The sequence below is a fragment of the Ferrigenium kumadai genome (genome assembly GCF_018324385.1).
Classification (GTDB): domain Bacteria; phylum Pseudomonadota; class Gammaproteobacteria; order Burkholderiales; family Gallionellaceae; genus Gallionella; species Gallionella kumadai.
Genome location: NZ_AP019536.1, coordinates 356,214 through 374,436, shown reverse-complemented (window position 1 = coordinate 374,436; position 18,223 = coordinate 356,214). Strand labels below are relative to the sequence as shown.

The window sequence follows — 18,223 nt, the reverse complement described above, 5'->3', positions numbered from 1 at the left end:
GACAAGCCTTAACGGGCACTTTTTCATGTTCCACGTCATTCTGTATCAGCCGGAAATCCCGCCCAACACCGGCAACATCATCCGCCTGTGCGCCAATACCGGCTGCCAGCTGCATCTGGTCCGTCCGCTCGGATTCACGCTGGAAGATAAGCAACTCATTCGTGCCGGCCTTGATTACCACGAGTTCGCCACGTTGCGTGTACACGACACGCTGCAAGACTGCTTGGCGGCTTTTGATCCGGCGCGCGTTTTCGCGTTCACCACCAAGGGCTCCCAGCCCTTCCATCAGATCCGCTACCAGGCAGGAGATGCCTTCCTGTTCGGCCCGGAGAGCCGTGGATTACCCGATGAGGTGCTTGCGCAATTCGATGCCGTGCAACGCGTGCGGCTGCCGATGCTGCCCGACAACCGCAGCCTGAACCTGTCAAACACGGTAGCCGTGACGGTGTTCGAAGCGTGGCGGCAATGCGGCTTCGAAGGCGCGATTACGGGTTGAGATCGAACTCGTAATTCGGGGTGCGGCTGAGCAAGTCGGCGACCACTTCGCCTGCCGGAACCTTCTCGTAAATGATGCGGTAGACCGCTTCGCAGATCGGCATCTCCACGCCGAGGCGTTGCGCGAGGCCGCGCACCTCACGCACGGTATACACCCCTTCGGCGACATGCCCGATCCGGTGCAGTATCTCCGCCAGGTCGTGTTGTTGCGCCAGCAGCAGGCCGACCTGCCGGTTGCGCGACAAGTCCCCGGTACAGGTCAGGATCAGATCCCCCACTCCGGACAACCCGGTGAGCGTTTCGGGCCTTCCGCCGAGCTTCAACCCGAGGCGGGATATCTCGGCCAGGCCGCGCGTCAACAAGGCGGCACGGGCGTTATAGCCGAACCCCATGCCGTCGCAGATGCCGGAGGCGATCGCCATCACGTTCTTCACCGCCCCTCCGACTTCCACCCCCACCACATCGGTACTGGCGTAGATGCGCAAGCGCGCGTGATGCAGCGCATGTGCCGTATCGCGCGCAAATTCCACATCGGAGGAGGCGAGCGTCAGGGCCGTAGGCAGGCCGCGCGCGACCTCCTGGGCGAAACTGGGACCGGACAACACGCCGTAGCGAAATTCTTCCGGCAACACTTCGGCGACCACCTGATGCGGCAGCTTGGAGGTCTCCGCTTCGAAGCCCTTGCACAACCACACCACACCGAAGCGGTTGGGCATCCGGGCGATCTGCTGCAGGATGGAACGCAACGCCGCAGTCGGCACGGCGATGATCGCCAGATCGGCGACCGATAACGCGGCGGACAGGTTCGCGCTCAGCGTCAAATTGGGCGGGAAGGGAGTATCCGGCAGGTAACGCTGGTTGCAACGCGCGGCACGCATCGCCTCTACCTGCTCCGCAGCGCGTGCCCACAGCGTGACGCGGTGGTTCGCGGCCAGACTGATCGCGAGAGCGGTTCCCCATGCGCCCGCGCCGACAACGGTAATGTTCATACTCGCTATTCCAGTTTCATTTCGAAGGTCAAATAAGGCAGCGACGAGCGAACGAGGCAGACAGTGCAGGTAGCACGGCAAGGAGTGAGCGAGGAAGCCAACGCAGTTTCACCGATGAAATGGGACTGGAATTATTCGCCCCAGACTTCGGTGCTGCGCACATATCCCGTTTCACCGTCCTGATGCCGCACCTTGACCCATCCGGTACCGGTCGATTCAAGGCGCTCCAGCACCACCTGCTGTCGCACCTGGAACAGGCGCGGCGAAATGGAGTCCGGCTCTGCGCGCACGTCCAGCAGCGGCGGTAGCGCAAACACATAGCGCTTGCTGCTCAGCACGCGCTTCTCCACCCAGTACAAGCTGCCGGAACGGTCGCGCACCTTGACCCAGTTGTCCAGCGCGACGACCTGTTCGAAAGGCATGTAGCGGTTCACCACGAACAGCTTCTTCGCCTTGAGCGAAGGCGCATCGTAGAGAATCGCGCTGCGCTCTCCGACCGATACATAATCCACCGCGCAGGCCGTGCTCGCACCGCAAAGCAGCGCCAACAGAGCGGCAAAACGCAATGGATTATTCCTCATCAGTGTGTGGTGGCCGTTGCGGCCTGCGCCTGCTGTTTCTGCTGCTGGTAGAGCACCTCGAAGTTGATCGGGTTCAGCAACACCGGCGCGAAACCGGCGCGCACCGCCATATCGGAAACCACTTCGCGCAAATACGGGAAAAGGATGTTCGGGCACACTACCGCGAGGATAGGTTCCAGCTCTTCATTCGGCACATTGCGCACCTGGAAGATGCCGGCCTGCTTGGCCTCGATCAGGAACATCACCTTGTCGCCGATCTTGGCAGTTACGGTACTCATCACAGCCACTTCGAAGACACCTTCTTCGACCGAAGCGGCCTGGCTATGCAGTTGCACGTCGATCTGCGGATTCTCACGCTCAAGGAATATCTGCGGCGCGTGCGGGATCTCCAGCGAGATATCCTTCACATAGATCTTCTCCATGTTGAACACGGGTTGATTGTTTGCTTGAGCGGCTTCGGTCATTTCGTTTCCTCGGTTGATTGTTCGTTATCTTGCCAATAGTTCGTCCAGCTTGCCAGCCTGATCGAGCGCAGCCATGTCATCGTAGCCGCCGACATGTTCGCCGCCTATGTAGATTTGCGGCACGGTGCGCCGCCCGGTCTTTTCCATCATCGCCACCCGCAATTCCGGCTGCAGATCGACGCGTATCTTTTCGATCTCCGTCACCCCCTTGCGCTGCAGCAGCTGCTCGGCGCGGACGCAGTAAGGACAGACGGCGGTGCAATACATCACCACTTTCGCCATCACTTCTCCAGCGGCAGATTGGCTTTCTGCCAGGCGATCACGCCGCCCGCCAGATTGTAGGCTTGAGCAAAACCTTGCTTGCCCAGCAGGGCGCAAGCGGTACCGGAGCGGTTGCCGCTGCGGCACACCACCACGATGGGCTGACCCTTGTACTCTTCCAGTTCGCCGATACGTCCGGCCAGCTTGCCCAGCGGGATCAGCGTACTGTTCAATATATGGCCGGCCTTGTACTCGCTGTCTTCGCGCACATCCAGCACCAGCGCGTTCTTGTGGTTGATGAGCTGCGTGGCAGCAACGCAATCCACGTCCTTGATGCCGCGGATGCGGCTGCCGAACGCCGACCAGAACAGCATGGCCCCGCTGAACAGGGCGATGAGAATTGGGAAAATGTTATTACTGATGAACTGCACGCCTGTACTCCTGATCTTTTTGGAGGGCGAATTCTAGCAGAGCCGAAAAGTGCGCGGGGTCCTTCTCCGCCAACCCCGCCAATTGCCTGCGGGCATTGGCAAAGTCTCCCGGATACGACCAGATAGCCTGTTCCAGCGTGATTCTGGCCTGATCCTGCTGACCGGCCAGCGCCAACAGCAAGGATTGGCGATATACCACCATGCCTATCGGCACGAAACGCATCACACGCGTGTTCAGATCGAGCTTCTCCTTGAGGCGCTCGTCGTTCACCTCGATCAGCGAACTCATGAACAGCTCGGCATAAGGCGACAGCAATGAGCCGCTGTGCACCACAACCAAACTATCGCGCGTACGCTCGAACGCGCTGCGGTCGGCTGCCGACGCGGGACGTATCCGCAACGTCTGTTCCAGCTGCTGGTAGCCGCTGCGCAACTGCACCAGCGTCACCAGGCCAAGCAACAGGACGGCCACCACGGACAAACGCCCCACGCGGCGCAACTCCAGTTGGTAGCGCGTCTGGTCCAGCGCCCCCAGCAAGAGCGCTGCGACCGCAACAAAATAGGTATACCACAGCGGATATTCAAGCAGGCTGTGGATGATCAGCACCCCCAGCGCGGCACAACCCCACCAGTGGGCTGCATCCAGCGGGGCACGGCGCAGGCCATATAACCAAACGCCCAGTGAGGCGAAGAGCACCAGCAAGCCGGCCAGTCCGGCCTCGGCAGCCAGCTGGAACACCAGATTATGCGCGTTGTTGTATAGCCCCTGGATATTGCCCTGCTGCAGTACCGGCAGCAGCTCAAAATGGTGCCAGGCGAACTGGCCGAAACCCACGCCCAGCCACGGCGACTGACTGAACATCAAGCCAGCCTCGCGCCATAGGTACAAACGTATCCCGCCGGTAGCGCCCTCACCGAGCAGGCGCTGCACGGTGTCGATACTGCCTCCCGCCCCAGCCATGAACGGCAGTTGCACCACCAGGTGCATCAATCCGAAACCGGCCAACAGCGACAGGCTGTAGCGCAACAGCGGGCGCTGCGCCGCATCGCGCCGCACCCACCACCAGGCGAGGCCGCTCAACATCAGCAGGTACAGCCAGGAGCTGCGCGACCCGCTCAGCGTCATCACGAACAACAATGGCAACGCCAGCGACACGACATAGCGCACTTTCAAACGGCCTTGCTGGAGCAGCAGGCCGAGCGAAGCCAGGCCCAGCGCGATGTAGTTTGCAAAATGATTAGGCTGGGCGAGGTTGCCATACACGCTGGAAGAGACCTTCACCACCACCACCGTATCCAGCGGCGTATGCCAGCGGAAGTGTTGCAGCACACCGATCAGCGCGCTTGCCTCCGCCCCGGCCAGCAGAAAGATCCCCAGCACCAGTGCCAGCCGATCCATGCCGAAGCATTCGCGCAGCCGCGCCCCGAGCAGCATCAGCATTGCCGCGAACAGTAGGTACAGCACGTACAGCAGCGCCTGATCGAGATAGACCACCTTGCCCAGCCCCCATTGCAGCAGCACCAGGACTATCAGCCCGATCGGCAGTTGCGCGATGCGAGGCACTTGCGGTTGTTGCCAGTAATCGCGCGCTACCAGCAAAGTGAGCGCCAGCACCCCGAACAGTGCGCTCCACCACTCCTGATAGAAGGTGGTCAGCGGATATTGGTGGCGGTAATGCAGAAAAGGCAAGACCCACATCAACCCGACCAAGGCCAGGCTGATGTGGGCCAAGCGCAGCGAGCCCGGGAAGTTCTTTAGCAAGAACCGCTCTTGATGCCGAATTTTGCCAGGATGTTGTTCAGCGGACAGAAGGTGGTGAAACCGCTCTGGAACAGGTTGACGCCGACGAAGGCGGTGAACCACAGGAAGTTCTGATTCACGAACAGCGGGCTGCCTTCCACTCCCAGAGACAGGGACAGCAGGACAAAGAAGCCGGCGACGATACGGACGATGCGTTCAGCAGTCATAGTGATTCTCCTAAAATGGTTAGCCGCGGATTTTACCGGAATTTACGGTACAAAGTAGCGTAGTACAGCACCGGAATCACCACCAGCGTCAGCAAAGTGGATACGAGAATGCCGAAGATCAGGGATAGCGCCAGCCCGTTGAAGATCGGGTCATCGAGGATGAACAGCGCTCCCAGCATAGCCGCCAGCCCGGTGAGCAGGATGGGTTTGGCACGCGCGCCGGCCGCGTTGATCACCGCATGCTGCAGGTCCGCGCCATCACGGAGCTGCAGATTGACAAAGTCCACCAACAGGATGGAGTTGCGCACGATGATGCCGGCCAGCGCGATCATGCCGATCATCGAAGTCGCGGTGAACTGTGCACCGAACAACGCATGTCCCGGCATCACGCCGATGATGGTGAGAGGTATGGGCGCCATGATGATGAGCGGCACGAGATACGACTTGAACTGCGCCACCACCAGCAGATAGATCAGGATCAGTCCCACGCCGTACGCGATGCCCATGTCGCGGAAAGTCTCGAATGTCACCTGCCATTCGCCGTCCCACTTCAGCGCGTAGCCGGCATAAGGATCACTGGGCTGCCTGAAGAAATAGCTCTCCAGTTCGCCGCCCTGCGCCAGCATCATGCCGCCGGTCTCGCCGTTGATGTCGAACATGCCGTACAGCGGGCTATCCAGCTTGCCCGCCATGTCGCCGAACACATACACCACCGGCAGCAGGTCCTTGTGGTAGATCGGGTAGTCGCGCTGCGCGGGAACCACCTGCACCACCTCGGACAGCGGCACCAGCACGCCGTCGCGTGCGCGCACCTTGAGTTTCAGCACGTCGTCGATCCGGCTGCGTTTTTCGGCAGGGAGTCCGATACGCAGGGGGGGCGCATACTTCGCCTGTTCGTCGTGCAGCGAGGCGACATCCCGGCCCGTCAGCGCCATCCCGATCACATCCACGATGTCATGCGGTGACACGCCCAGCAGCGCCGCCTTGCTTTGCAGCACATGCAGCAGCAGCTTGGGAGCCGACTCGGTGACGGTGTCGTCGATGCCGACGATGCCTTCGGTCTTGCCGAACTGCTCCCGCACCTTGCTCGCGACCTGGCGTGCGCCCTGGTAGTCCGGCCCGTAGATCTCGGCCACGATGGGCGACATTACCGGGGGGCCGGGCGGCACTTCGACGATCTTCACCTTCGCGCCCCAGTTGTTCGCGATCTTCTGGATCGGCTCGAGCACGCCGGTGGCGATTTCGTGGCTGCTGCGGTCGCGATGGTGCTTGTCGCGCAGGTTCACCTGGATGTCGCCCTGTTCGGCGGCGCTGCGCAGGTAGTACTGGCGCACCAGGCCGTTGAAGTTGATTGGCGACGCCGTGCCTGCGTAGGCTTGGTAGTCGGTCACTTCCGGCACGGTCGCCAAGTAGTCGCCGATCTCGTGCAGCACGGCACTGGTCTGCTCCAGCGCGGCACCGCTCGGCATGTCGACCACGACCTGGAATTCGGATTTGTTGTCGAACGGCAGCATCTTCAGCACCACCAGCTTCACCACCGCCAGCGATACCGCAAGCATCAGCGCGGCGAGGATGCCGAGCCACAGCTTGCGGCGCGCCTTCTTGCCGTGCTCGCCGTTCAGGAAGGGGCCGAGCCGCTCACGGAAGAAGCGGTTGATTTTGGTGTTCTGCTCATTGTGAACGGCCTCATGCTGCGCACCGGCGAAGCGGTACACGAGCCACGGGGTGATGATGAATGCCACCGCAAGCGAGATCAGCATGCCCATGCTCGCGTTGATCGGGATCGGGCTCATGTACGGCCCCATCAGGCCGCTGACGAAGGCCATCGGCAACAGCGCGGCAATAACCGTGAACGTGGCCAGTATGGTCGGACTGCCGACCTCGTCCACCGCTTCGGGGATGATCTCGGACAACGGCTGGTGCTCGGCCATGGCGCGGCGGCGGTGAATATTCTCAACCACCACGATGGCGTCATCCACCAGGATACCGATGGAGAAGATCAGGGCGAACAGCGATACGCGGTTCAGCGTGAAGCCATAGGCCCAGGAAGCGAACAACGTGGCCGCCAGCGTCAGCAACACCGCGATACCCACCACCAGTGCCTCGCGCCGCCCCATGGCGAACCACACCAGCGCGACCACCGCCACGGTGGCGAACAGCAGCTTCTGGATCAGCTTCATCGCCTTGTCGTTCGCGGTCTCGCCGTAGTTGCGTGTCACACTGACTTGCACGTCATCCGGGATGACGCTGCCTTTCAGCTCGTTCACGCGGGACATCAGCCGATCGGCGATCTCCACCGCATTCGCGCCCGGCTTCTTGGTCACGGCCACCGTCACGGCGGTAAATTCGCCCTTGGCCTTGATCTGTTTGTCTTCCGCGGCAGGTCCAGTGCCGAACCACACGTAGCTGCCCGGCTGGTCGGCGCCATCCTGCACTTCGGCGACGTCGCGCAGGAACACGGGCTTGCCGTCGGCCACGCCGATCACCAGCTGTCGCACCTCGTTCGCGTCGCTCAGGAAGCTGCCGGTCTGCACCAGCACCTCGCGGTTGTCCTGCACCAGATTGCCGGAATTCTGCGATACATCGGCGGACTGCAGAGCGGCACGGACATCCTGCATGGTCAGCCGGTACGCGTTCAGATTCTCAGGATTCAGCAGCACGCGCACCATGCGTTGTGTCGCACCAAGCGTGCTCACTTCGCGCGTGCCCGGTACGCGCTTCAGCTCCGCTTCGATGGCATGCGCCACCTGAGTCAGCTCGACGCCACCGCCCGTTTCCTGCTTGCGCCACAGCGTCAGCGCAACCACCGGCACATCGTCGATGCCCTTGGCCTTGATGATGGGCGGCGCCACTCCCAGGGTGGGGGGGAGCCAGTCGGCGTGGGAATGCACCACATCGTAAAGCTTGACCAGCGAGGGCACGTGCTCCTCGCCCACCTTGAACTGTACGGTGATGACTGCCATGCCGGGCTGCGACACGGAGTAGACGTGATCCACCCCAGCGATCTGCGCCAGCACTTGCTCGGCCGGCGTCGCCACGGTCTGCGCGACGTCTTTTGCCGATGCGCCGGGATACGGGATCAGCACGTTCGCCATGGTCACATTGATCTGCGGCTCTTCCTCGCGCGGGGTCACCGACACCGCGAACAAGCCCAGCAGCACGGCAACCAGCGCCAGCAGCGGCGTCATCTGCGAATGCAGGAACAGCTTGGCGATACGCCCCGAGATACCCATGACCTTACTTCCTGCCGGACATGCCGGCCTTGATCGGGTCCAGCGCAACCTGCTCGCCCGGCTTCAGCCCCGCGAGCACCTCGACCAGGCCATCGCTCTCCTCGCCGAGTCGGACCTGGCGCAGCTTCATGTTGCCCTTGTCGTCCGCCACGTAGACTGCCACCACTTCGCTGCGGCGCAACACGGCACTGGCCGGAATGGTCAGCTTCTTGACTTTGCCGACCACGAAATGGGCTCGCACGAACATGCCCGGATAGACGCCCGCCTCATTGGCAGGCAGGTACACGCGCACCTGGGTGCTGTGGGTACGCGCATCGGCGATGGGCTGCACGGTGACCGAAGCGGCCTTGATCCAGCGGTTCAGCGAAGGAATCTCCACCGACGCTTCGGGACGTGCGCCGATATCGGCCAGCTTGTACTGCGGCACACTCACCACAACACGCATCTCGGAGGGGTCAAAGCCGGTCATCAGGGGCTTGCCCGGCATCACCATCTCGCCGACTTCCACCAGACGCGCCGCCACGACACCGCCGTAGGGAGCGATCACTGAGGTATAGCCGTGCGCCAGGCTTGCCTGCCCCGCGCCCGCCTCGCTCGCGGCCGCCTGCGCCAGCGCCACCTTGTAGTCAGCCTGCGCCTTGTCCAGCCCGGCCTGGCTGATGAATTTCTGCGCGAACAGCTGCTTGGCGCGCTCGTAGTTCGCCTTCGCGTTCTGCATGTTGGCCTGTGCCTGCAGCACCTGCGCCTGGCTTCCCGCCAAGGCCTGCGCAGCCTCGCGTTCGTCGATGCGCAGGATCACCTGCCCCTTGGCGACGCGGTCGCCCACATCGAACAGCACTTCCTTGACGCGCCCGCCGATCTGCGCCGACACGGTAGATTGGCGCGTCGCCTCCACCAGGCCATCCGCACTGTAGGTCTGCGCCACTTCGCGATACTGCACGGGCGCGACGGCAGGCTGCCCGGCAGCCTCTGCAGCGACGGCGCTTATCAGCAGAAGATATAACACCCACGTTTTTTTCACGGCCTTTGCTCCATTTGGTATTTTCGCATATTAGAATATACTAATACTTAGGCCGGGGCGCAAGCCCTACGCACTGCAGAACACGTCGCGCATCATGCCGACCAGCTTGAGCGTACGCAGGTCACCGATGCGGTAATAGACCCGGTTCGCGTCCTTACGCGTCGCCAGCACGCCCTTTTCCCGCAGGATCGCCAGATGCTGGGAGATGTTGCTCTGCGACGTCCCCACTTGCTCCACGATGTCCTGCACGCTCACCTCCTGGTCGCCCAGCACGCACAATATGCGCAGCCGCAACGGATGCGCGATCGCCTTCATCGCCTGCGCCGCCTGTTGAATATCCTCTTCCCGGTCGATCAGCCTTGCCATGTTTTCCTCCAGTCATCCCGCGCACGAAGCCAGCCGAATTCGGCTAAAATACGCGCCTGCACAAATCATCATCCGCTTATATTCTATCCAATGAATGTCACTCCTGTCTTACTGCTGATCCTGGACGGTTTCGGCTACCGTGAAGATGCCGATTCCAACGCCATTCTGGCGGCGCGCAAACCCAACTGGGATACCCTCTGGCGCGATTACCCCCACACCCTGATCGACGCCTCCGAGAAACATGTCGGCCTGCCTTCCGAGCAAATGGGCAATTCCGAGGTGGGGCACCTCAACATCGGCGCCGGACGCGTGGTGTACCAGGAACTCAGCCGCGTGGATGTCGCCATCGAGGACGGAAGCTTCTACACCAACCCGGCACTGAGCGCCGCCGTCGCCAAAGCCAAGCAAAACGACAGCACCCTGCACGTCATGGGACTATTGTCGCCAGGCGGGGTTCACAGCCACGAGAATCACGTCCTCGCCATGCTGGACATGGCCGCACGCAACGGGCTGAAAAAGGTCCACCTGCACGCATTCCTAGACGGTCGCGACACGCCGCCCAAGAGCGCCGCCCAATCGTTGAAACTGTTGCAGGACAAGTGTGACTCGCTGGGCGTCGGTCGCATCGCCAGCGTGGTCGGACGTTTCTACGCCATGGACCGCGACAACCGCTGGGAGCGTGTGCAACCTGCATATGAGTTGCTCACGGAAGGCCGAGCCGAATTCCATGCAGCTGACGCGCTGACCGCGCTTGAGCAGGCCTATGCGCGGGGCGAGACCGACGAATTCGTCAAGCCGACCGCAATTGCGGGCACGGGCATGCAGGACGGCGATGCCGCGGTGTTCATGAACTTCCGTGCCGACCGTGCCCGCGAACTGACGCGCGCCCTGACGGACGAGGCATTTACCGGTTTCGCGCGAGCGCACTTCCCGAAGTTGTCCGCCTTCGTCACGTTGAGCAGCTACGGCGAGGACTTCAGCTACCTGACCTGCGCCTATGCCCCCGAATCCATCCACAACGGCTTCGGCGAATACATTTCCAACCTCGGACTGAAACAACTGCGCATCGCCGAGACCGAAAAATACGCGCACGTCACCTACTTCTTCAGCGGCGGCAAGGAACAACCCTATTCCGGCGAAGACCGCATCCTGGTGCCGTCGCCCAAGGTCGCGACATATGACCTGAAACCGGAGATGAGCGCATTCGAGGTGACCGACAAGCTGGAGGCCGCGATTCTCAGCCGCCAATACCACGCCATCATCTGCAACTATGCCAACGGCGACATGGTAGGCCATAGCGGCAACATGGAGGCAGCCACCAAGGCGATCGAGGCCCTCGACATCTGCATCGGCCGCGTAGTCAAAGCGATGCAATCCATCGGCGGCGAGGTCATCCTCACCGCCGACCACGGCAACGCCGAACAGATGCTGGACCGCACCACCCACCAGGCGCATACCGCGCACACGCTGAACCAGGTACCGTTCCTCTACGTCGGCCGCAAGGCGCGGATGGTCGATGGGGGCGCACTGCGCGACATCGCCCCCAGCCTGTTGACCATGATGGGCCTGCCGCAACCGCCTGAAATGACCGGACGCAGCCTGATCCAACTGCAGTGATTCCGCATACGCGTCTCCTGTCGCTGGCCTTGTGTGCGCTGCCCCTGGTCGGCACGGCGCAGGCCAGCCAGCAGGAGGAGGAGCTGGAGAACCTGCGCAAGCGCATCAGCGCCATGCAGCGCGAAATGGACAAGACCAGCGAGTCGAAGTCAGAAGCAGCTGATGCACTGCGCGAATCCGAACGGGCGATCAGTGACAGCAACCGCAAGCTCGCCGAACTGTCCACCCAGCAACGCATCGCCGACCAGCGGCTGGTCGAATTGCAATCCCGTGAACATCAACTGAGCGGCAGCCTTGAAAGCCAGCAGACCTTGCTCGGCAAGCTGCTGTATCAGCAGTACCTGGGCGGCAAGCAGGAATACCTGAAAATGCTGCTGAACAATCAGGATCCCAATCAGGCAGCACGCGACCTGCTGTATTACCAGTACATCGCCCGGAGCCGGGCCACATGGCTTGCAGGCCTGCGCACAGACCTTGCCGAGCTGAATGCCGTCAGTCTCGCCACGCGCGAGCAGCGCAGCGCGCTGGAATCGTTGCACGCCGAGCAAGCTGCACAAAAGAAAACGCTGGAAAAAGAACAGCGCGCACGGCAACAGATGATGGGCAAGCTCTCGCAGCAACTACGCCAGCAACGACGAGAGATCAACCGCCTGCACCGCGACGAGAACCGCCTGGCGCAGTTGGTCGACAGACTGACCAGAATGCTGGCGCAGCCCAAGTCCCGGTCACTGTTCCGCAACGATAACCTGCCGGATAACCGCTTCGACGGCAGCCCGTTCGAACAGTTGCGAGGCAAACTGGCTTTCCCGGTCAAAGGCGAAGTCACCAACCGATTCGGCACGCCGCGCCCCGACAGCACCGTGCTGTGGAAGGGATTATTCCTGAGAACTTCCAGCGGCCAGGCCGTCAAAGCAGTTGCAGCAGGGCGAGTGGTATTCGCCGACTGGCTGCGAGGCTTCGGCAACCTGCTCATCGTCGATCACGGCAAGGGCTACATGAGCCTGTACGGCAACAATGAGACGCTATACAAACAGGTCGGTGACGTGCTGCATGGCGGCGACACCATCGCCGCGGTTGGGAACAGCGGCGGCAATGAGGATTCCGGTTTATACTTTGAACTGCGTCACGAGAGTAAGCCGCTCGATCCAATGAAATGGCTGGCGTTGAAATAACTTTGAGGAAACTATGCGTCTTCTGGAAAAAACAGGGTTGGTTGGTATCGGTCTGGTCGCGGGCGTAGCGATCAGCCTGCATTTCGCTGCGCTGGCCGAAAAGGCAACCGTCGCCACGCCGCTGCCTGTTGAGGAATTGCGCGCCTTCTCCGAGGTATTCGGACGCATCAAGAGCGACTATGTCGAGCCTGTCACCGACAAGAAACTGATCAACGAAGCCATCAATGGCATGTTGAGCGGGTTGGACCCGCACTCCGCCTACCTCGACGCCGAAGCCTTCAAGGAACTTCAGGTCGGTACCCAGGGCGAATTCGGCGGCCTAGGTATCGAAGTGGGCATGGAAGATGGCCTGGTGAAGGTGGTTTCTCCGATCGAGGACACTCCCGCCTACCATGCCGGCATCAAGAGCGGCGACCTGATCGTCAAGCTCGACGATACGCTGGTCAAGGGCATGTCCCTGAATGACGCAGTCAAGCGCATGCGCGGTAAACCCGGCAGCAAGATCGTACTGACCATCATCCGCAAGGACGAGCCCAAGCCGCTGACCATCACCCTGGTGCGCGCGGTCATCAAGGTGCAGAGCGTGAAGTCCAAGCTGGCTGAGCCGGGTTATGGTTTCGTTCGCATCACACAATTCCAGGAACACACGGGCGAGAACCTCGCCTCTGCGCTGGAAAATCTGACCAAGCAGAATCAAGCTCCGCTCAAGGGCCTTGTGCTTGACCTGCGCAATGACCCGGGTGGCCTGTTGACCGGAGCCGTTGGCGTTTCTTCCGCATTCCTGGCCAAGGACGCTTTGGTCGTTTACACCGAGGGCCGTACCGATGATGCCAGGATGCGTCTGACCGCCAGCCCAGAAAACTATCTGCGCGGCAACGGCAAGGAGGACTATCTGAAGAATCTGCCGGATTACATCAAGAGCGTGCCACTGGTCGTGCTGGTTAACGGCGGCTCGGCCTCGGCCTCCGAGATCGTTGCCGGCGCGCTGCAGGACCACAAGCGCGCGGTCATCATGGGAACGCAGACCTTTGGTAAGGGCTCGGTACAAACCGTGCTGCCACTGGGCAATAACACTGCCATCAAGCTGACCACCGCGCGCTATTACACACCGGGGGGCCGCTCTATCCAGGCCAAGGGCATCGTGCCGGATATCCTGGTCGAAGATCCATCCACGGCGGCCCTGGATAGCGCGTTCCGCCTGCGCGAAGCCGATCTGGACAAGCATCTGGCCAATGGCAAGGAAGCTGAGGATAAACCGGATACCACCAGCAAGAAAGTCCAGCCCGCACCGGACAACAAGGGGGATGCGGCGAAAACCGCCCCTGCTGAGTTCGGTTCGAAAAACGACTATCAGCTTACCCAGGCCCTGAACCTGCTCAAGGGGATGCGGATACTGCAAGGGAAGTAACCAGTTCAAAGCGAGGCCAATATGATCAACCCATTCGAATTGGATAAACAGCGCGACATCGTATTCAGTGACGGGCACCCGGAACAACTCGAACAGGCTTACCTGCTCCTGTCCGGCCTTCCGAACTGCAAGGTCGCGTATGGCGACGGTCCGCATACCCTTCAGGTCAGCTACAACTTGCGCGACTACACGCTCGAAGGGCTGGAGAATGCATTGATCGAGGAGGGCTTCCACCTGGATCACAGTCTGCTGCACAGTATAGGACGCAAGGTCATCTACTACTGCGAAGACACCACCTGCCATAACATGGAGATCCCGGTACATCCGACCAAGAAGAACGAGCGTGAAGTCTTCATGAAGGCGTACGATCAGCAGCCCCATGGCGACCACGACGACATTCCGCCCGAACTGCGCGAATACAAATAAAGCAACGCATCGGAAACAAAGTAGCCCCGTCACACTGGCGGGGCTTTTTATTTGCGTGAGCCCGATGGCTTGGTTGGGCTTTCTAGGGGCCGTTGTTTCTAATGGGTCTGAGACGCCCCACTTTGGTGGCCAGGTCGCATTAGCATTATGCCTATGCCGCGATAAGCTCACTTCGCGCGCGTCTAGCCCCTGCGTTCCAGCCTCTAGATTTCCGCAGCGCAAAAGCGAAACGCCCCACCATTTCTGGCGGGGCGTTTGCTTTGCAAGGAGGCTGACGCCTGTCCTGAGCTTGTCGAAGCATGTCCTGAGTTTATCGAAGGGATGACCTACTTTGGCTGCCACACTTGCTGCGCAAGTTAGTGTTCGCCGCAACAAGCTGCTACGCGGCGTGTTGTGGTGCGACCTCACTCGGCTACGCCGATATGAGTCTTCACCGCAAGAAGCTCGCGTTGCGAGCGTATGGTCACAACCTCAAGTAGGTCCATTTTCAAACCCACAAACAAAAAACCCTCAGGGGGTACCTGAGGGTTTTCTGTTTGTAAGGAGTCTGACGATGACCTACTTTCACATGGGAATCCACACTATCATCGGCGCGGAGTCGTTTCACTGTCCTGTTCGGGATGGGAAGGAGTGGGACCAACTCGCTATGGTCGTCAGACAAACTGTTCGGCAATCGACGGTGTTCTGTCGCCTGCCATGTCTGTGGTTCATCGGTTGAGTTTTGAGGCTCTTGCGCTGAACCGTATCTGGAAGAAGTAAAGTTTCTGTGTCTTTGATTGTGCGTTGCGAAACGCCTTTGTTACTTAACGTTATAGGATCAAGCCTCACGGGCAATTAGTACTGGTTAGCTTAACGCATTACTGCGCTTCCACACCCAGCCTATCAACGTCCTGGTCTCGAACGACCCTTCAGGGGGGTCAAGCCCCCAGGGAAATCTTATCTCAAGGCGAGTTTCCCGCTTAGATGCTTTCAGCGGTTATCTCTTCCGAATTTAGCTACCCGGCAATACCACTGGCGTGATAACCGGTACACCAGAGATTCGTCCACTCCGGTCCTCTCGTACTAGGAGCAGGTCCCTTCAAATTTCCAACGCCCACGGCAGATAGGGACCAAACTGTCTCACGACGTTTTAAACCCAGCTCACGTACCACTTTAAATGGCGAACAGCCATACCCTTGGGACCGGCTACAGCCCCAGGATGTGATGAGCCGACATCGAGGTGCCAAACTCCCCCGTCGATATGAACTCTTGGGAGGAATCAGCCTGTTATCCCCAGAGTACCTTTTATCCGTTGAGCGATGGCCCTTCCATACAGAACCACCGGATCACTATGACCTACTTTCGTATCTGCTCGACTTGTCAGTCTCGCAGTTAAGCATCCTTTTGCCATTGCACTATCAGTACGATGTCCGACCGTACCTAGGATACCTTCGTACTCCTCCGTTACAATTTGGGAGGAGACCGCCCCAGTCAAACTGCCTACCATGCACGGTCCCCAACCCCGATAAGGGGTCTAGGTTAGAACCTCAATGACACCAGGCTGGTATTTCAACGTCGGCTCCACGATGACTGGCGTCACCGCTTCAAAGCCTCCCAGCTATCCTACACAGGTCCCATCAAAGTCCAATGCAAAGCTACAGTAAAGGTTCATGGGGTCTTTCCGTCTAGCCGCGGGTAGATTGCATCTTCACAAACATTTCAACTTCGCTGAGTCTCGGGTGGAGACAGTGTGGCCATCGTTACGCCATTCGTGCAGGTCGGAACTTACCCGACAAGGAATTTCGCTACCTTAGGACCGTTATAGTTACGGCCGCCGTTTACTGGGACTTCAATCAAGAGCTTGCACCCCATCATTTAATCTTCCAGCACCGGGCAGGCGTCACACTCTATACGTCCACTTTCGTGTTTGCAGAGTGCTGTGTTTTTATTAAACAGTCGCAGCCACCATTTCACTGCAACCCCATCGGCCTTCGTCCGCGAGGGACTACAACCTACCGGGGCGCACCTTCTCCCGAAGTTACGGTGCTAATTTGCCGAGTTCCTTCACCCGAGTTCTCTCAAGCGCCTTAGAATTCTCATCCTGCCCACCTGTGTCGGTTTGCGGTACGGTCCCAATATAACTGAAGCTTAGTGGCTTTTCTTGGAAGCTTGGTATCAGCAACTTCGCAGCACAAGGCCGCTCGTTATCACGCCTCAGAATTGACCTCCCGGATTTGCCTAAGAGATCTCCCTACACGCTTGAACTAGGACGTCCAACACCTAGCTTGCTTAACCTTCTCCGTCCCCACATCGCATTATATTGAGGTACAGGAATATTAACCTGTTTCCCATCGACTACGCTTTTCAGCCTCGCCTTAGGGGCCGACTCACCCTGCGCCGATGAACGTTGCGCAGGAAACCTTGGGCTTTCGGCGAGGGAGCCTTTCACTCCCTTTATCGCTACTCATGTCAGCATTCGCACTTCTGATACCTCCAGCATCCCTCACGAGACACCTTCGCAGGCCTACAGAACGCTCTCCTACCATATGTACAAAGTACATATCCGCAGCTTCGGTGCACAGTTTGAGCCCCGTTACATCTTCCGCGCAGGACGACTCGATCAGTGAGCTATTACGCTTTCTTTAAAGGATGGCTGCTTCTAAGCCAACCTCCTGACTGTTTTAGCCTTCCCACTTCGTTTTCCACTTAACTGTGTCTTGGGGACCTTAGCTGGCGGTCTGGGTTGTTTCCCTCTTGACACCGGACGTTAGCACCCGATGTCTGTCTCCCATGCTCGCACTTCTCGGTATTCGGAGTTTGCAATGGTTTGGTAATCAGCAATAGACCCCTAGCCATAACAGTGCTCTACCCCCGAGAGTGATACATGAGGTACTACCTAAATAGTTTTCGGAGAGAACCAGCTATTTCCAGATTTGTTTAGCCTTTCACCCCTATCCACAGCTCATCCCCTAACTTTTCAACGTTAGTGGGTTCGGACCTCCAGTTGGTTTTACCCAACCTTCATCCTGGCCATGGATAGATCATCTGGTTTCGGGTCTACGCCCAGCAACTATCGCCCTTATCAGACTCGGTTTCCCTACGCCTCCCCTATTCGGTTAAGCTCGCTACTGAACGTAAGTCGCTGACCCATTATACAAAAGGTACGCAGTCACCCTTGCGGGCTCCCACTGTTTGTATGCATGCGGTTTCAGGTTCTATTTCACTCCCCTTCCGGGGTTCTTTTCGCCTTTCCCTCACGGTACTGGTTCACTATCGGTCGATTACGAGTATTTAGCCTTGGAGGATGGTCCCCCCATGTTCAGACAGGGTTTCTCGTGCCCCGCCCTACTTGTTCCAAACCTAGTTCCACTCCTGTATTTTCGCTTACGGGGCTATCACCCACTATGGCCAGACTTTCCAGACTGTTCTTCTAATACAGAAGCTAAAGTTTGCAGGCTCTTCCGCGTTCGCTCGCCACTACTTACGGAATCTCGGTTGATTTCTTTTCCTCCGGCTACTTAGATGTTTCAGTTCGCCGGGTTCGCTTTACCCTGCCTATGTATTCAGCAGGGAATGACCCAAAGGGCCGGGTTTCCCCATTCAGAGATCTACGGATCAAAGCTTTTTGCCAGCTCCCCGTAGCTTTTCGCAGGCTAACACGTCTTTCATCGCCTGTAATCGCCAAGGCATCCACCACATGCACTTATTCGCTTGACCCTATAACGTTAAGCCCTCGACCTTTCGATCGAAGCGCCATAGGTGTTTCGCATTTGTGTCCGATTCATACGACTAGCATGAATCGACTTGATACA

General features: G+C 59.3%; 15 protein-coding genes and 2 rRNA genes. 5 read left to right on the top strand and 12 right to left on the bottom strand.

What is annotated here, in order from left to right:
• Nucleotides 1-25 precede the first annotated feature (25 nt).
• A complete protein-coding gene (gene trmL / locus FGKAn22_RS01700; RefSeq protein ID WP_212786259.1) occupies nt 26-496 on the top strand; it encodes a tRNA (uridine(34)/cytosine(34)/5-carboxymethylaminomethyluridine(34)-2'-O)-methyltransferase TrmL in 471 nt (156 codons plus the stop codon).
• Here trmL and FGKAn22_RS01695 read toward each other — a convergent pair.
• From FGKAn22_RS01695 to FGKAn22_RS01650, 10 genes are all read right to left on the bottom strand, one after another.
• The gene (locus tag FGKAn22_RS01695; RefSeq protein ID WP_212786258.1) at nt 486-1,484 is read right to left on the bottom strand and encodes an NAD(P)H-dependent glycerol-3-phosphate dehydrogenase; all 999 of its coding nucleotides are present in this window, start codon (nt 1,482-1,484) and stop codon (nt 486-488) included. The genes trmL and FGKAn22_RS01695 overlap by 11 nt on opposite strands.
• 131 nt (nt 1,485-1,615) lie before the next feature.
• Nucleotides 1,616-2,050, bottom strand: coding sequence for an SH3 domain-containing protein (locus FGKAn22_RS01690; RefSeq protein ID WP_246487436.1), 435 nt, complete (start codon nt 2,048-2,050; stop codon nt 1,616-1,618).
• A gap of 14 nt (nt 2,051-2,064) precedes the next feature.
• Nucleotides 2,065-2,529 (bottom strand): protein-export chaperone SecB, encoded by a 465-nt coding sequence (gene secB, locus FGKAn22_RS01685; protein ID WP_212786256.1) that lies wholly within the window; start codon nt 2,527-2,529, stop codon nt 2,065-2,067.
• 24 nt (nt 2,530-2,553) lie between these two features.
• Nucleotides 2,554-2,811 carry a glutaredoxin 3 gene (gene grxC / locus FGKAn22_RS01680; protein ID WP_212786255.1) on the bottom strand — a complete coding sequence of 86 codons (258 nt, stop codon included), beginning with the start codon at nt 2,809-2,811 and terminating at the stop codon, nt 2,554-2,556.
• Nucleotides 2,811-3,221, bottom strand: coding sequence for a rhodanese-like domain-containing protein (locus tag FGKAn22_RS01675; protein WP_246487435.1), 411 nt, complete (start codon nt 3,219-3,221; stop codon nt 2,811-2,813). The genes grxC and FGKAn22_RS01675 overlap by 1 nt, the downstream gene beginning before the upstream one ends.
• Nucleotides 3,205-4,983 (bottom strand): PglL family O-oligosaccharyltransferase, encoded by a 1,779-nt coding sequence (locus tag FGKAn22_RS01670; protein ID WP_212786254.1) that lies wholly within the window; start codon nt 4,981-4,983, stop codon nt 3,205-3,207. The genes FGKAn22_RS01675 and FGKAn22_RS01670 overlap by 17 nt, the downstream gene beginning before the upstream one ends.
• The gene (locus FGKAn22_RS01665) at nt 4,977-5,189 is read right to left on the bottom strand and encodes a YgaP family membrane protein (protein ID WP_212786253.1); all 213 of its coding nucleotides are present in this window, start codon (nt 5,187-5,189) and stop codon (nt 4,977-4,979) included. The genes FGKAn22_RS01670 and FGKAn22_RS01665 overlap by 7 nt, the downstream gene beginning before the upstream one ends.
• Nucleotides 5,190-5,221: 32 nt before the next feature.
• Nucleotides 5,222-8,422 (bottom strand): efflux RND transporter permease subunit, encoded by a 3,201-nt coding sequence (locus FGKAn22_RS01660; protein WP_212786252.1) that lies wholly within the window; start codon nt 8,420-8,422, stop codon nt 5,222-5,224.
• 4 nt (nt 8,423-8,426) lie between these two features.
• Nucleotides 8,427-9,443 carry an efflux RND transporter periplasmic adaptor subunit gene (locus FGKAn22_RS01655; protein WP_246487434.1) on the bottom strand — a complete coding sequence of 339 codons (1,017 nt, stop codon included), beginning with the start codon at nt 9,441-9,443 and terminating at the stop codon, nt 8,427-8,429.
• A gap of 66 nt (nt 9,444-9,509) precedes the next feature.
• A complete protein-coding gene (locus FGKAn22_RS01650; protein WP_212786251.1) occupies nt 9,510-9,809 on the bottom strand; it encodes an ArsR/SmtB family transcription factor in 300 nt (99 codons plus the stop codon).
• 90 nt (nt 9,810-9,899) lie between these two features.
• On the opposite strand from FGKAn22_RS01650, the gene gpmI reads away from it, so the two are divergent.
• From gpmI to FGKAn22_RS01630, 4 genes are read left to right on the top strand one after another with little or no spacing between them, the layout of a single operon-like run.
• Nucleotides 9,900-11,426: a 2,3-bisphosphoglycerate-independent phosphoglycerate mutase gene (gpmI, locus tag FGKAn22_RS01645; RefSeq protein WP_212786250.1), complete on the top strand. Its 1,527-nt coding sequence runs from the start codon at nt 9,900-9,902 to the stop codon at nt 11,424-11,426.
• The gene (locus FGKAn22_RS01640; RefSeq protein ID WP_246487433.1) at nt 11,423-12,598 is read left to right on the top strand and encodes a murein hydrolase activator EnvC family protein; all 1,176 of its coding nucleotides are present in this window, start codon (nt 11,423-11,425) and stop codon (nt 12,596-12,598) included. Before gpmI ends, FGKAn22_RS01640 begins: the two co-directional genes overlap by 4 nt.
• A 13-nt stretch (nt 12,599-12,611) precedes the next feature.
• Nucleotides 12,612-14,006, top strand: coding sequence for a S41 family peptidase (locus FGKAn22_RS01635; protein ID WP_212786249.1), 1,395 nt, complete (start codon nt 12,612-12,614; stop codon nt 14,004-14,006).
• A 21-nt stretch (nt 14,007-14,027) separates the two neighbouring features.
• Nucleotides 14,028-14,432 (top strand): hypothetical protein, encoded by a 405-nt coding sequence (locus FGKAn22_RS01630; RefSeq protein WP_212786248.1) that lies wholly within the window; start codon nt 14,028-14,030, stop codon nt 14,430-14,432.
• A 545-nt stretch (nt 14,433-14,977) separates the two neighbouring features.
• On the opposite strand, the gene rrf is transcribed toward FGKAn22_RS01630, so the two are convergent.
• Nucleotides 14,978-15,090 (bottom strand): 5S ribosomal RNA (gene rrf / locus FGKAn22_RS01625).
• A 155-nt stretch (nt 15,091-15,245) separates the two neighbouring features.
• Nucleotides 15,246-18,128, bottom strand: a 23S ribosomal RNA gene (locus FGKAn22_RS01620).
• Nucleotides 18,129-18,223: the final 95 nt, after the last annotated feature.